We start from the raw sequence: 14,700 nt of genomic DNA on the forward strand, positions 1-14,700 counted from the left end.
CAAAACGGAGAATGACCCATGGAAAGACGGACATTTTTGAAGGCTGGCGCGGTTGGTGCCGCGGCAACGGCGTTGGCCACGCCTGCTATCGCGCAGGATATCCGCCAATGGAAGATGGTAACGGCCTGGCCGAAAAACCTGCCTGGACCAGGGGTCGCCGCCCAAAACCTTGCTGACCGCATCACCACATTGTCGGGTGGGCGCATTGAAGTCACTCTTTTCGCCGCTGGTGAGTTGGTTCCAGGTCGTGGCGTTTTCGATGCCGTTAGCGAAGGCACAGCTGAGCTTTACCATGCGGTGCCCGCCTATTGGGGTTCAAAGTCCAAAGGTATTTTGCTTTTCGGTTCGCAGCCTTTTGGCCTGCGTGCGGATGAGCAGTTCGGCTGGCTCTACCATGGCGGTGGCCAAGCGCTCTACGACCAGATGTATGGTCGGTTCGGTATCAAGCCGTTCCTCTGTGGCAACTCAGGACCTCAATGGGGCGGTTGGTTCCGCGATGAAATCAACTCCGCTGAAGACTTACGTGGTCTGAAGTTCCGCACCACAGGTCTGGCCTCTGAAATGGCCACCAAACTTGGTATGGCAACCGAAGCGATGTCGGGTCCAGCCATGTTCCAAGCTCTGCAAACTGGCGTTTTGGATGCCGGTGAGTTCATCGGTCCGTGGACTGATAGTGCTTTGGGCTACTACCAAGTTGCCAAAAACTACTATTGGCCGGGCGTTGGCGAGCCATCCTCAGCTGAAGAATGCGGCGTGAACGCAGATGTCTTTAACGGCCTGCCGGATGACTTGAAGCAAGCTGTCAGCTTTGCGTGCGAGAGCCTCTACAATCCGGTGTGGACTGAATACACCACAAAGCATGCGCTCTCTTTGCAGAGCATGGTCGCCGAGCATGGTGTCATGGTGAAAATGTTCCCAGAAGATGTGATCGAAGCCATGGGCGTTGCTGCTGGCGAGGTGATCGATGAGCTGCGTCAGGATGATGACGATCTGGTCAAAGAGATCACCGAGAGCTTTGTGGCCTATCGCGATAGCGTTGGCGGGTACATGACCTATGCCGACAATGGTCAGATGAATGCCCGCGCTGGCATTATGGGCTACTAAACACCAAGAGAAGGCGTGCGCCGCTCAGCGCACGCCTTCATCAAATGGCCGCGGAGGGCTCATGGAACGCATTGCGGCTGTGATCGATCAGATCAACACGACCACCGCGCATGTTCTGCGGTGGCTGGCGCTCTTCATGGTTCTTGTCCAATTCGCCATCGTGCTTGGCCGCTATATCTTTGGCGTCAATTCCATCGCCGTGCAGGAAAGCGTGCTCTACCTCCACGCTACCTTGTTCATGTTGGGTGCGGGCTATACGCTGTTGGTTGATAAGCATGTGCGCGTTGATGTGTTTTATGCCAAAGCCACGCCGCAGACCCGTCGGCGGATCGATGTTTTTGGCCACCTCTTCCTTTTGCTCCCGTCGATGTTGGCGCTTCTCTACTGGTCGTGGCCATCGGTGAGGAATGCTTGGGCTATCTTTGAAGGACCGCTGTCTGTTGGTGGAATCAAAGGTGTCTTTCTGCTGAAGACGCTGATCCCGCTTTTCTGCATTCTTGTAATTTTGCAATCGGTCTCGTCGCTGGTTCGTCTCCTCTTTGGAAAGACAACCTAGTGGCTGAGTATCTTGACCTGATCATGTTTGCGGCGTTGATCGTCGCCATTCTTCTTGGCTTTCCCGTCGCCTTTAGCATCGCCGGCATCGGCATCGCCTTCGCCTATTTGGGCTGGACGTTGGGCGTTATGGATATCTCGCTGCTTGGTGCCATGGGCCAACGCGTGTTCGGTCTCATCAGCAACCAGGTGCTAATAGCCATTCCCTTGTTTGTTCTGATGGGCGCAATCCTGGAGAAAAGCCGTATCGCCGAGGAGCTGCTTGATACAATGGGCCGCCTGTTTGGCCAGTTGCGCGGTGGCCTTGGCATCTCGGTGGTTCTGGTTGGCGCACTTCTGGCGGCATCCACCGGGATTGTCGGCGCGACGGTTGTAGCCATGGGCATGATCGCTCTGCCAACCATGTTGAGGGCGGGTTACAGCAAGAGCGTTGCCAGCGGTATCGTGTGCACGTCTGGAACGCTGGGGCAAATTATTCCACCCTCCACGCTGCTCATCATCTTAGCTGACGTAATGTCAAACGCCTATCAACAGGCGCAGTATGAACAGGGCACCTTCTCTGTGCAGGCGCTTTCGGTTGGACAGTTCTTCGCGGCAGCTTTGTTGCCTGGGTTGCTGCTTGTTGGCCTCTATCTTCTTTACATTCTCGTGCGCGGAGCTGTGCGGCCGGGTGATATGCCCCCTGCCCCCAGTGACCTGGCCAAACCTGGACGCGCTGAAGTGGTGCGGGCTGTTGTACCTCCTGTCCTTTTGATCGTCGCGGTGCTTGGGTCCATCCTCGGTGGCATCGCCACGCCAACCGAAGCGGCTTCGGTTGGTGCCGTCGGCACATTGTTGATGGCTGGCTACCGGTTAGGCGTAGACCGACGTCTCATCCTCTTGGGAACAGCGTCCCTTGTTGCGGTTGGCATCCTTGCTGGGCTTTTTCCCGTGCGTCTGCAACGAACCGATCTGAACACAAGCGCTTACCTGGCTGGCGCGGTTTACGCGGTTCTGGTGGTGATTGGTGCCGTTGCAATTTTCTTTGCTGTGCGCGCTAGTGTGCGCGAAAGGGTGATCCACGATGCCATGACATCAACGCTGACCATGACGGCGATGATCTTCGCCACCATTCTCGCGGCAGGCATCTTTTCACTCGTGTTCATTGGGTTGGGTGGAGAAGAGCGGGTGGCTGATCTACTGGCAGAAATGCCAGGCGGTGCGACCGGTGCATTGCTCTTTTGCATGCTCTTCATTTTTGTTTTGGGTTTCTTCCTGGATTTCGTTGAAATCTCAGTGATCGTCCTGCCGCTGGTGACACCCAGCCTTATCCTGATGGGCCACGATCCTATTTGGCTGGGCGTTCTGATTGCCATCAATCTGCAAACTAGCTTCCTCACCCCACCGTTTGGGTTTTCGCTGTTCTATCTGCGAGGAGCCGCTCCCAAGGAAGTCGCCACCACAGATATCTATGCGGGGGTTGCGCCCTTTATCGCACTGCAGGCCGTGGGCGTGTTGCTCATCTGGACGTTCCCAATGATCGCGACTTGGTTGCCGTCAGCGATATTTTAGGAGCACGCTCTTACCGCTCGCCCCGCCGATAGGGCGCCATGAGCGCTTCGGGCACTTGCGCGCGACGCGCCACCAGAATCAGCGCAACAATGGACAAGATGTAAGGCGCCATCAGGAACAACTGGTAGGGCACGCCCTCGACTGAGGTTTGCAGCCGCAGTTGGAACGCATCGAAAAATGCAAAAAGCAACGCGCCTAGGAGCGCTTTGCCGGGGCGCCACGAGGCAAAAACAACCAGCGCAATGCATATCCAGCCCCTGCCCTGCACCATCTCAGGGAAGAAGCTGTTGAACGCTGCCATAGTGAGGAAGGCGCCACCAACGGCCATCAAGGCTGACCCAGCCATAACGGCACCGATACGGATCATAATCGGGTCCAGCCCTTGTGCATCGACAGCGTGGGGGTTCTCTCCGGTCATGCGGATTGCAAGGCCAAGTGGAGTGCGTGCCAGGACATAGGCAAGGATGGCAACGGCCAGAAGAGCCAGATAGGTGGGCGCGCTTTGCTGGAACAAAACCTCGCCGATAAAAGGCAGATTGGAGAGTACGGGAATGGACAGCGCACGGAAGGGTTCAATGGTTGGTGGTAAGTTGCCGACCTCAACGATCAAGCGATAGAGGTAGTAGGAGAGCGATGATGCAAACAGGGTGATCCCCAGCCCGGACACGTGTTGAGAGAGGCCCAGGGGCACAGTCAGCATCGCATGCAAAAGACCCATCATTGCGCCCGATAAAGCGGCAACGATGAGCCCTGTCCAGAGATCGGCGCCCAGAAACACTGTCAACCAACCGACCATGGCGCCCATGGTCATAATGCCTTCGATGCCGAGATTGAGAACACCTGAGCGTTCGCAAAGAAGTGCACCCAAAACACCGAAGATCAGTGGTGTTGCGATACGTAGCACTGCGGCCCAAAGGCTAGCGCTGGTCAGGATGTCTATGGCTTCGCCCATATCCTGTGCCTCCTAACGCCGCACGCGGTAGCTGGTGAAAAGCAACGCCACCAGCATGCATAAAAGGCTGACCGACATGATGACGTCGGCGATGAAACTTGGCACACCCGTTGCTCGTGCCATGGCATCTGCGCCCACAAAGATGGTGGCAACGAAGACCGCCGCTGCAACCACGCCAAGAGGGTGAAGCGCAGCGAGCATGGCCACGACAATGCCCGAATAGCCATAGCCCGGTGACAGTGTCGTGGTGACATTGCCTGTCACTCCGAGGACCTCAACGGTGCCAGCAAGCCCTGCCAGGCCGCCGGAGAGAAAGGCTGTGCCAAGGATTGTGCGAGGCAGAGAGATGCCGGCAAACGATGCAGCCTTGGCATTGAGGCCGACCGCGCGGCTTTCAAGCCCAAAGCGTGTTCGAGCGAGCACAAGCCAAATGATCAGCGCGGCGGCCAACGCGATGAGCAGCCCGACATGAAGGCGCGAGCGCTCCACCAAATCAGGTAGCCGCAAAGATCGATCAACAGGCACCGACTGCGGCCAACCGAACGCAAGTGGATCACGCATTGGCCCTTCAATCATGAGGCCGATGAACAGGATCACCACAAAGTTGAGAAGCAGTGTGGTGACAACCTCGTCGACTCCAAACTTCAGCCGCATCAGCGCTGGCCCGGCAAGTAACAGCGCGCCGACGAACATGCCGCTCGCCACGATAACCGCAAAAGCCAAAGGCGCAGGCAGAATAGTGACGATGGAATGGCCAAGCCATGCCGTCATCAGAGCACCAACGTAAAACTGGCCTTCACCACCGATGTTCCAAAGACGGCACCTGAATGCGACAGCGGCTGCAAGGCCGGTGAGGATGAGAGGCGTTGCGCGCGTTAGCGTTTCGGTGATGGCCAGGCGCGAACCAAAGGCGCCATCGATAAGGTGCGCGTACGCGCCCAAAGGATTGACCCCAGCCATACCAATCAGCACCGAGCCCAAAACCAGGGCTGCGACAATGGCAGCCAGCGGCGCTGTAGCAACCAGATAGACCGGCACGTCTGTGCGTCGTTCAAGCCGCATCGGAGTGATCCTCCGTGGCATCCCAATGACCTGCCATCATCAGACCAAGAGTTCGCGCGTCCGCTTCTTCGGCGGCGACCGGCTTCGAAAGCTTGCCCTTCACGATAGCTTGCACACGATCAGCAAGCGCGGTGGCTTCTTCCAGTTCCTCCGTGATCAAGAGAATAGCAGCCCCCTCCTCGCGCGCTTTCAACAAATGGGCATGCACCGCTGCAATCGCGCCTTCGTCCAGACCTCGCGTCGGCTGGTTGGCCAGAATGAAACACGGGTTGGCAGCCAAAACTCGCCCTAAGATAAGCTTCTGCATATTGCCACCCGATAGCAGGCGAGTGCGTGTCGCAGGGCTGGCTCCGCGAATGTCATACGTTTCGATGAGTTGCTTGGCATGATCCTGCCCAGCAGCTTGCCGCACGAAGCCCGCAGCAGAAAAGCTTCGACTTGTCAGCTGCTCTAGAACCGCATTTTCCCAAACGGTGAACTCACCAACGACACCCTCGGCATGCCGATCTTCCGGCACCCGCCCAATGCCTGCTTTGACCCTTTCGCGCGGGGCCATTCTTGCAAGGTCCTGGGGTTCTCCATTCACGCCGTGAAAATGCAACTGACCGTCACTCGGGATCTCAAGACCACCCAAAAGCGCGCCGAGCGCCGCTTGTCCGTTGCCTGACACACCGACGATACCGAGAATTTCGCCAGCGCGAACCTCCATGGCTATGTCATCCAGAGAACGCGCATCAGGCGGGCCGACGCTAACGCTTTTGGCAACAAGAACCGGCTCACCTGCAAGCTGCTCGGTACGCTCGGGCCGTTTGACCTGGCGGCCAACCATAAGCTCAGCCAACTCCGCAGGTGACGTTTCAGTGGTTGCTCGCTCTGCCACCACCTTGCCTCCTCGCAGCACCGTGACACGATCCGATCCAGCCATTACCTCGTGCAGCTTGTGGGAGATAAAAACGATGGAAAGACCGTCTTGGGCCATGTCGCGCAGAGTCTCAAAGAGACGTTCCGCCTCTGGCCTTGCAAGCACTGCGGTCGGTTCGTCCAGGATCAAGATTCTGGCATCGCGATAGAGCGCTTTGAGGATTTCAACCCGTTGACGCTCGCCAACGGAAAGCGAACCGACACGGGCATCGGGATCAATGGGCAAACCAAAGCGCTCGGCCAATGCCAGGAGCTTGTCCCGCCCGCCTTTGCGTTGGCTTTTCATAAGCCTTAGAGGCTCAGAGCCGAGCATCACATTCTCAAGCACGGTGAGGTTGCCTGCCAACGTAAAGTGCTGGTGGACCATACCAACGCCTGCATCGATCGCAGCGCGTGGCTTGCCGGGTTGCAAGCGCTGCCCGAACACTTCCACCGCTCCTTCATCCGCGGTGTAGTGGCCAAACAGGATGTTCATAAGCGTCGTTTTGCCAGCGCCATTCTCGCCGAGTAGGGCGAGAATTTCACCTTCAGTGAGGTTGATGGTGATGGCATCATTGGCCACCAAGTCACCAAAGCGCATGGTGATGTTACTCAGCGAAAGAACCTGTTTTCGCGACATCAGTTGAAGCCAGCAATTGGATAAGGAAAAGATATAGAAGGCGCGAGCGCTTCGATACGAGCGGCAAGCTCAAAAAGCGCCTCATCGCTGTTCGCCGGTCCCATAATCTGAAAACCGAACGGTATGTGATCGCGAGGCGCGGGCATCATGCCAAAGGGCATGGCAAGGGACGGCAGGCCAGCAACATTTGCCAAAGCAACATTCGGAGCGACCGCATTCATCTGGGCATACCGCGCATCGGGATCTGTCTGGTTAGGATCAAAGGAACCAACTGCTGGCGGACCATCAGAAAGCACAGGCATCACCAACGCGTCCACGTCGGCAAACAAGGCTTGGCTCTCATGGGCTAACCGGACCAAGTCGGTGTGCGCGTCAAACAGTGTTGGCGCCGCCATTGCGCGGCCCCGTGCCGCAACAGCCGCACAGATTGGCGTCACCTCATCCTCACTCACGCCGAAGCTGTCCAACCAACTTGCAAGCGAGGCCGCGAAGATGGTTCCCGCAAGTGCCATCGCACGATCGCCTAACCCATCTGGCGAGGGTTGCATCACGACCTCTATGCCGATGGCTTCCAAGGCGCGAGCCAGCTCATGCATTTTGGCGGAGGTGGCGGCGCTGGTCAGTCTGGGCACACAGATCCCAAGTCGTTGAACTGATGTTTCAGAATTCGGGCAGTCTAAGCGCACGGCTTCAAACAATGCGCGAGCATCTCTCACACTGCGGGCAACAACCAACTCGCTGGCGATGCCCATCAGATGATTGTTGAAATGCGGTGCCCCCGGAACACGATGCCGCGAGGCCTTGTGGCCCACCAGCCCACAGCATGCCGCCGGAACGCGGATTGAGCCGGCAGCATCCGTGGCGTGAGCCAAAGCGACAACACCCGCAGCTACAGCGGCAGCCGCACCACCCGAAGATCCGCCAGGAGAGAGGTTGGTGTCGAATGGGTTGCGCGCAGGGCTCTGGTCCAATGGCTCACTTGTCAATGCCAGACCAAATTCTGGCACAGTTGTTAGACCGAAAGGGACAAGCCCTGCTGTTCGAAATGCTGCAAAAAGCGCGTCATCGTCAGCAGGGTCTTCGCTACGTTTGGCAAGCGCAGCTGATCCCGCAGTCGGCATCAGTCCTTTGCTGTACCCGCCAAGATCTTTGGCCAAGAACGGAAGACCATAGAAAGGACCAGTGGTTTGACCAGAAGCAAGCGCCACATCGGATGCACGCGCTGCTGCTAAGCCAAGCTCTGGTTCGAAACGCACGAACGCACCAATGTCTGTGGAGCTTTCGGCGCGATCCAACGAAGCGCGCATAAGCTCTTCAGACGTTGTTTCCCCCGCCGCGACTACCGCGGCGAGAGCTGTAGCATCTTGCACGTGAGCGCGCCTTAGGCAGGCTCTTCATTGTCGATCGGCACATCAAAATCGCCAGCTTCAATCATGGCGCGCTTTGCTTCCATCGCTGGGATGGCGTCAGTAGGCACCATGTCTTCGACGAAGATCAGCTCATTGCCGCCATGTTTCATGAAGGAGAATTCGGTGTAGTCCTTGCCAACCGGATTGCCAGCGATCACATCGGCCACGATGGCATCGATGGTTGGACCATAATTCCAGATGGCATTGGCGAACACAGTTTCAGGATAGCGTGGCGTGTAGTCGATCAACGAGCCGATGGCTTTGATGCCACGCTCCTGGGCCGCGTCTGCCGTACCGATGCGCTCACCAAACAGAATATCGGCACCGGCATCGATCTGGGCCAGAGCTGCTTCTTTGGCACGTGCTGGGTCGAACCAGGCACCGATGAAGCCGTTGAGGAATGTTGCGTCTGCGTTCACCTCCGACACACCAGCGCGGAACGCGTTGATCAAAAGATTTACCTCCGGAATTGGGAAGCCACCCACAGACCCGAACGTGTTGGTTTCGGACATCTTGCCTGCCAACATGCCCGCTAGATAGGCGGCCTCATGATTGCGGGTTCCGAAAACGCCGAAATTATCACCCTCAGGTCCACCGGATGAGCCCATCAGGAACGCAACATCGGGATAGTCGGCGGCCACTTCACGTGCTTCGTTCTCGACAGCATACGACTCGCCCCAGATCAGTTGAACGCCTGACTCGGCGTATTCACGCATCGCGCGCGGGTAGTCCGTCGCCGCCACAGCTTCAGAAAACTCATAGGTGATCTTACCAGCCTCAGCGGCCTGCTGAAGCGCCAGATGAATACGCGAGTTCCAGGCGTTTTCCACTGGGCTGTTGTGAACACCAGCAACCTTCACGGCATCCATAGCGTAGGCGTTGCGCAGAATGGCTGGCATCGCCAGGGTGCTGGCTGCGCCTAAAAGCGCGGTACGTCGTGTTATCTTGAAGCTCATGATGGAAATCCTTCTTTGAAAAGCAGAGTTGGGAGCGAAATATCTCAGCCGCCAGAAAGCGGCGGCGCATAGTCGGCAGGATTGAGGGTTTTGGAACGGCCCTCTAGGTGAAGCGTGGCCTGGCGTTCAGCAGTCTCGGCCAAAACGCGTCCTTCGCGGATGACATACAAGCGCGTTGGCTTCATGCGCACCGCTTCGATTGGATCGCGTGCTTGAAGCACCACCATAGAGGCAGGACCGCCAACACGCAGGCTGCTGTCGGGTAGACCCATTGCTTTGGTGCCGTTGACGGTTACAGCATCGAATGCCCATGCCATGCCGTGGCGCGATGTCATGGGTAATGCGTGCACGGCCATGTGGGCGACTTCCAGCATGTCGCCGGACCCCAGAGGATACCAGGGATCCATGCAGCAATCCTGACCAAACGCAACATTCACGCCTGCATCGCGAAGCTCAGCAACCCGCGTCAAGCCACGGCGCTTGGGGTACGTATCTGAGCGGCCTTGCAGCGTGATGTTTATCAGTGGGTTTGGAATAATTTGCATGCCGCTTTCAGCGATCAACGGCAACAGCTTGGTGACGTAGTAGTTGTCAAAGGAGTGCATCGAGGTGCAGTGCGAACCAACAACACGCTCACCCAAACCGAGCCGTGTTGTTTCAGCAGCTAGCGTTTCGATATGACGTGACTGGGGATCATCGGTTTCATCGCAGTGCATATCGACGGGCAAACCGCGCTGTTCGGCCAACTCACAAAGCCGAACGATCGAGCGCGCACCATCAGCCATGGTGCGTTCAAAGTGCGGGATGCCACCAATCACGTCCACACCCTTATCAAGCGCGCGCACCAAGTTGGCCTCGGCATTGGGCGAGCGATAAAGACCATCTTGCGGGAAAGCCACCAGTTGAAGGTCGATAGCGCCAGCAACCTGCTTCTTCACCTCCAACAAGGCATCAACAGCCAGCAGCCGATCGTCACAGATATCCACGTGGCTGCGGATGCTCAGCAGCCCTTGCGAAACAGCCAGGTCGCAATAACGCAGTGCCCGCTCGATTACCGCATCTTGCGTCAACTGAGGTTTCAGCTCGCCCCAAAGCGCGATGCCTTCAAGCAGCGTACCCGACACATTGAGACGCGGAATGCCAAGGCTGAGCGTCGCATCCATATGGAAGTGCGGGTCTACGAAAGGTGGGGCAACCAGATAACCGCCCGCGTCAATTTCTTTGGCCGCATCACCTGCGATGTGAGGTTCGATGCCCATGATTTGTCCATCGACAACCGCGATATCAACAGTACTGGGCGTGTCGCTGTTGTTTGCTGCATCAACCGAACGGTGGATGCGAGCGTTGCGGATGACCAGATCAAGCATGGCCGTCGCCACCTAGGGCAAAAGAAAGAGGCAAAGACAAAACGGCACGCTCAAAAAATATGAGCGTACATGATCGCGCCACGCCAGAGGTGAGTCAATGTGCGTGGCACAAACCTACATGCCCAAATAACAGGCTTGCCCACAGAAAAGACAGTTTCGTTCGGAGTCCACCGCTCCCGAGATCAATAGCCGCGATGCCAGCCTGTTCATGCGGTCATGGTGAGGGCTGCAACGCAATCGATCTGTGCGTGATCTTGAACTCGACCTAGCATCACCTCAGTGACTGCAATAGCATTGGGCAACAGTGTTTATGACAGAGCCAGGGACACGTGCAGTTGCCTGGCGGGAGTATTTGATTGTGAGCAAGCGTTTTCGATCCCAGGAATGGTTCGACAATCCCAACAACCCGGGCATGACCGCGCTTTATCTGGAGCGCTATCAGAACCAGACCTTCACGCGCGAGGAGTTGCAGTCAGGTCGCCCGGTGATCGGTATCGCCAACACCGGCTCAGACCTTGCGCCATGCAACAAGATTCATTTGTTCCTGATGGATCGCATCAAAGCCGGCATCCGCGATGCTGGTGGAATTCCTATGGAATTCCCGGTGCACCCCATCCAGGAAACTGGCAAGCGCCCAACAGCCGCACTGGATCGAAACCTTGCCTATCTGAGCCTTGTTGAGGTTCTGCACGGTTACCCCATTGATGCGGTGGTGCTGACAACTGGTTGCGACAAGACCACACCTGCCCAATTGATGGGCGCAGCCACCGTGGACATCCCCGCCATCGCGCTTAACGGCGGTCCAATGCTCGACGGGTGGTGGAAGGGCAAACGGGCTGGCTCAGGTACCATCATTTGGGAATCGCGCCGCCTGCTCGCCGAAGGCAAGATCGACTATGATGAGTTCATGAACCGGGCCTGTGCCTCTGCACCCTCGCTCGGTCATTGCAACACCATGGGCACGGCCTCAACCATGAACGCGATGGCCGAAGCCTTGGGCATGACGTTGCCCGGCTCCTCGGCGATCCCAGCCCCCTTCCGCGAGCGCATGGCGATGGCCTTTGAAACAGGCAAACGTGCTGTGCAGATGGCGTATGAGGATTTGAAGCCTTCCGACATTTTGACCCGCAAAGCGTTTGAAAACGCGATCCGCGTCAACACCGCGATCGGTGGCTCCACCAACGCCCCACCGCACTTGCAGGCGATTGCGCGCCATGCCGGCGTGGAACTGGACGTGACCGACTGGCAGACGGTTGGTTTTGATCTACCGCTGATCGTCAATGTGCAGCCTGCAGGCACGCATCTGGGCGAGAGCTTTTATCGCGCTGGCGGCGTACCAGCCGTGATGGGTGAGCTTCTGGCCTCAGGGCGCCTGCACGGCGACATCATGACCGCAAGTGGCAAGCCGGTCACCGAAGCGTTGAACGGTGCACGCAGTGAGGATCATGATGTCATTACAACCGTGGCCAACCCGCTGCGCGAGAAAGCTGGCTTCGTTGTCCTCTCCGGCAATCTGTTTGACAGCGCGCTGATGAAGACGTCGGTGATCTCGGACGATTTCCGCACCCGCTTCCTGCAGGATGAAGTGTTTGAGGCAAAGGCCGTCGTTTTCGAAGGGCCGGAGGATTATCATGATCGGGTCAACGATGACTCCTTGGCCATCGACGATCACACCATGCTCTTCATCCGCAATGTGGGGTGCGTCGGCTATCCTGGCTCCGCGGAGGTGGTGAACATGCAGCCGCCCGACGCTCTGATCCAGCAAGGGATCAACCACCTGCCGACGGCGGGCGATGGTCGCCAATCGGGCACCTCGGAAAGCCCGTCTATTCTCAATGCCTCACCCGAAGCGGTTGTAGGTGGCGGACTGGCGCTGCTGCAAACCGGCGACACGGTTCGGCTCGATCTCAAATCTGGGACGCTTAACGCGGTTGTGCCGGACGAAGAATGGCAGGCGCGCCGCGAGGCATGGACAGAACCGGAGCTTGAGCACCAAACGCCATGGCAGGAGATCTACCGCGCCAATGTGGGTCAGCTTGCAGAAGGCGGGTGCCTTGAACTCGCCACCGCCTATCAGCGCATCGCACGCAACCTGCCGCGCGATAACCACTGATGAAAAAACCCCTTGCTTGTGTGCAAGGGGCTTTTTGTTGTTTCGGTCGGTTCTGTTAGGCTCGGCGTACGTTCTGCGTTTGCTCGCCCAAACCTTCGATCCCCAATCGCATGGTTTCCCCGCCATTCAGCCACTTCTGCGGCTTCAGCCCCATACCAACACCTGGGGGCGTACCGGTGGAAATCACATCGCCCGGCTGAAGCGACATGAACTGGCTGACATAGTGCACCAGATGTTGCACGCCGTAGACCATGGTTGTGGTCGAACCATTTTGATAACGGGTGCCATCAACTTCGAGCCACATGGACAGATTTTGGGGGTCAGCCACCTCATCACGTGTGACCAACCAAGGGCCGATCGGGCCGAACGTGTCGGCTGACTTACCTTTTACCCACTGGCCAGCGCGTTCGATTTGGAAGGTGCGCTCGGAGACATCGTTGATCACGCAATAGCCAGCGACGTGCTCCATGGCATTCGCTTCATCGATATAGACGCCGCCCTTGCCAATCACGACACCAAGCTCAACCTCCCAGTCGCACTTGTCGCTCCCCCGAGGAACAAGCACATCATCATTGGGGCCGCAGATCGCGCTGGTCGCCTTCATGAACATGACGGGTTCTGGCGGTACCTCCATGCCGCTTTCAGCGGCGTGGTCGGCATAGTTGAGACCGATGCAGATAAACTTACCAACACCGCCCACGCAGGGCCCAATGCGATCAACGTCCAATTCCGGCAGCGTGCTGAGGTCGAGCGCCTGCAGTTTAGCAATGCCCTCTGGTGTGATAGCAGCGCCTGCAATATCGCCCACATGGCCGGACAAATCACGGGCCTTGCCCTCAGCATCCAAAGCAGCGGGACGCTCTTGGCCAGGCTGACCGATGCGCATCAGTTTCATGAAAGTCTCTCTTTGTTGGAACGGTTTTTGGAGGGTGTGGAGATGACCTACGCCATATAGAATTGTTTGGGCAACAGGAATGGGAACTGGGTCTGTTCGTCGATCTCGATCTTCATGATCGGCCCCATCCATTCGGCCCATTTGGCATTGATGGGATCAACGGCCAGAGCGGCTTTGGTGGCCTCTAGATCATCGGTCTCGAAGTAGCCGAACAACGTCAAACCATGGCGGAAAATATTGTAGTTGGAGATGCCAGCTTTGCGCAGGGCCTCCAGCATCTCCGGCCAGATTTCATTGTGGCGCTTCTTGTATTCTTCTTCATATCCCGGACGCACTTCGAGCACCCATGCGTAACCAGCCATGATCCCTACCCTTCATTCCAAGTGTTGAAGCAATCGCGCAGAGCAACCATCTCGGTTAGGTTATCGTCGAACCAGGTGTTCATATACTCCTGATGCACCGGCTCGATGGACACGTACCCAGTGTAGCCAGCATCTCGAAGCGTGGCGAACATGGCCGGGAAGTTCAGCGTGCCATGGTCAAACTTCTCTTGCAGCTTGCCTGCCGTTGCTTGGCGAAGATGAACATGAGTCGCGTGGGCCGCGAGTGGGTCCACTTGGTCTTGCGTGAAGCCAAGGCATGTAAAGTGTGCATAATCCAAGCAGACCCCAACGCCAGATGCTTCAGCAAGCTGCCGCGCGATATCAGGGTGCTCGGCAAAGGAATGCACGTGCGGCTCAAAGCAAAGGCTTGCCGTGTGGTCATCTGCCAACGCCTTCATGGCCTTCAGGCTCTCAACGGAAACCTTCAGAGCATCTTGGCGAGACTGACCAGGATTCACCACTCCTGGCAGCACAAAGACGCTGGCAATGCCAACCGCATCGGCGAAGATGAGCGCTTGCTTTAGGTCCTGCAGATTCTGATCCAACGTACCTGGCAAAGCCAGGTTGCGACCATCCAGGGTTTCCCCGAACAAGTGGTAGAGGTTTGGCATGGTGATGCCGACCGACTTGGCCTTTTCAGCTTCGGCCAGCGGGTCGGAAAGAATGGCCTGTTTGTCGAGCGCTGAGGCATAGAAATAGCCGACGTCCAAGGCTGGTATCCCCAGCCCTGCGGCTATCGCTGCACACTCTTCAAGCGTACAGGCCGGCATGGTCCAGCAAGTGGTGCTGAGTTTCATCTCACTGGCAGACATT

The 14,700-nt window shown here is 57.3% G+C and carries 13 protein-coding genes; 4 read left to right on the forward strand and 9 right to left on the reverse strand.

The features are described from left to right. Nucleotides 1–18 precede the first annotated feature (18 nt). From ABWH92_RS17665 to ABWH92_RS17675, 3 genes are all read left to right on the forward strand, one after another. Nucleotides 19–1,104, forward strand: a complete 1,086-nt coding sequence (locus tag ABWH92_RS17665; protein WP_375570635.1) for a TRAP transporter substrate-binding protein — start codon at nucleotides 19–21, stop codon at nucleotides 1,102–1,104. 61 nt (nucleotides 1,105–1,165) lie between these two features. Continuing rightward, nucleotides 1,166–1,660 carry a TRAP transporter small permease subunit gene (locus ABWH92_RS17670; RefSeq protein WP_375570637.1) on the forward strand — a complete coding sequence of 165 codons (495 nt, stop codon included), beginning with the start codon at nucleotides 1,166–1,168 and terminating at the stop codon, nucleotides 1,658–1,660. 23 nt (nucleotides 1,661–1,683) lie between these two features. Further along, nucleotides 1,684–3,210 (forward strand): TRAP transporter large permease subunit, encoded by a 1,527-nt coding sequence (locus ABWH92_RS17675; protein ID WP_375574285.1) that lies wholly within the window; start codon nucleotides 1,684–1,686, stop codon nucleotides 3,208–3,210. A gap of 10 nt (nucleotides 3,211–3,220) precedes the next feature. Here the strand turns inward: ABWH92_RS17675 and ABWH92_RS17680 are convergent, their stop codons facing one another. Genes ABWH92_RS17680 through ABWH92_RS17705 form a run of 6 tightly spaced genes read right to left on the reverse strand, consistent with a single transcriptional unit; the run spans nucleotide 3,221 to nucleotide 10,496 of the window. Continuing rightward, on the reverse strand, nucleotides 3,221–4,162 hold the full coding sequence (locus ABWH92_RS17680; protein ID WP_375570639.1) for an ABC transporter permease: 942 nt from the start codon (nucleotides 4,160–4,162) through the stop codon (nucleotides 3,221–3,223). A gap of 12 nt (nucleotides 4,163–4,174) precedes the next feature. Continuing rightward, nucleotides 4,175–5,224: an ABC transporter permease gene (locus ABWH92_RS17685; RefSeq protein ID WP_375570641.1), complete on the reverse strand. Its 1,050-nt coding sequence runs from the start codon at nucleotides 5,222–5,224 to the stop codon at nucleotides 4,175–4,177. Continuing rightward, complete coding sequence (locus tag ABWH92_RS17690) at nucleotides 5,214–6,764, reverse strand: ABC transporter ATP-binding protein (protein WP_375570642.1); 1,551 nt, start codon at nucleotides 6,762–6,764, stop codon at nucleotides 5,214–5,216. The genes ABWH92_RS17685 and ABWH92_RS17690 overlap by 11 nt, the downstream gene beginning before the upstream one ends. Beyond that, complete coding sequence (locus ABWH92_RS17695; RefSeq protein WP_375570644.1) at nucleotides 6,764–8,134, reverse strand: amidase; 1,371 nt, start codon at nucleotides 8,132–8,134, stop codon at nucleotides 6,764–6,766. The genes ABWH92_RS17690 and ABWH92_RS17695 overlap by 1 nt, the downstream gene beginning before the upstream one ends. An 11-nt stretch (nucleotides 8,135–8,145) precedes the next feature. Next, nucleotides 8,146–9,129 (reverse strand): BMP family protein, encoded by a 984-nt coding sequence (locus tag ABWH92_RS17700; protein ID WP_375570646.1) that lies wholly within the window; start codon nucleotides 9,127–9,129, stop codon nucleotides 8,146–8,148. Nucleotides 9,130–9,173: 44 nt separating this feature from the next. Next, the gene (locus tag ABWH92_RS17705) at nucleotides 9,174–10,496 is read right to left on the reverse strand and encodes an amidohydrolase family protein (protein WP_375570648.1); all 1,323 of its coding nucleotides are present in this window, start codon (nucleotides 10,494–10,496) and stop codon (nucleotides 9,174–9,176) included. Between the two features lie 358 nt (nucleotides 10,497–10,854). Here ABWH92_RS17705 and ABWH92_RS17710 point away from each other — a divergent pair, with 358 nt between their 5' ends. Beyond that, the gene (locus tag ABWH92_RS17710) at nucleotides 10,855–12,609 is read left to right on the forward strand and encodes an IlvD/Edd family dehydratase (protein WP_375570649.1); all 1,755 of its coding nucleotides are present in this window, start codon (nucleotides 10,855–10,857) and stop codon (nucleotides 12,607–12,609) included. 55 nt (nucleotides 12,610–12,664) lie between these two features. On the opposite strand, the gene ABWH92_RS17715 is transcribed toward ABWH92_RS17710, so the two are convergent. From ABWH92_RS17715 to ABWH92_RS17725, 3 genes are read right to left on the reverse strand one after another with little or no spacing between them, the layout of a single operon-like run. Then, on the reverse strand, nucleotides 12,665–13,504 hold the full coding sequence (locus tag ABWH92_RS17715) for a fumarylacetoacetate hydrolase family protein (protein ID WP_375570651.1): 840 nt from the start codon (nucleotides 13,502–13,504) through the stop codon (nucleotides 12,665–12,667). 47 nt (nucleotides 13,505–13,551) lie between these two features. Further along, nucleotides 13,552–13,866, reverse strand: a complete 315-nt coding sequence (locus ABWH92_RS17720; protein WP_375570653.1) for an L-rhamnose mutarotase — start codon at nucleotides 13,864–13,866, stop codon at nucleotides 13,552–13,554. A 5-nt stretch (nucleotides 13,867–13,871) separates the two neighbouring features. Next, nucleotides 13,872–14,699 carry a sugar phosphate isomerase/epimerase family protein gene (locus ABWH92_RS17725; RefSeq protein WP_375570655.1) on the reverse strand — a complete coding sequence of 276 codons (828 nt, stop codon included), beginning with the start codon at nucleotides 14,697–14,699 and terminating at the stop codon, nucleotides 13,872–13,874. Between the last annotated feature and the right edge of the window lies 1 nt (nucleotide 14,700).

The organism is Ahrensia marina, from assembly GCF_042140245.1.
Taxonomy (GTDB): Bacteria; Pseudomonadota; Alphaproteobacteria; order Rhizobiales; family MH13; genus MH13.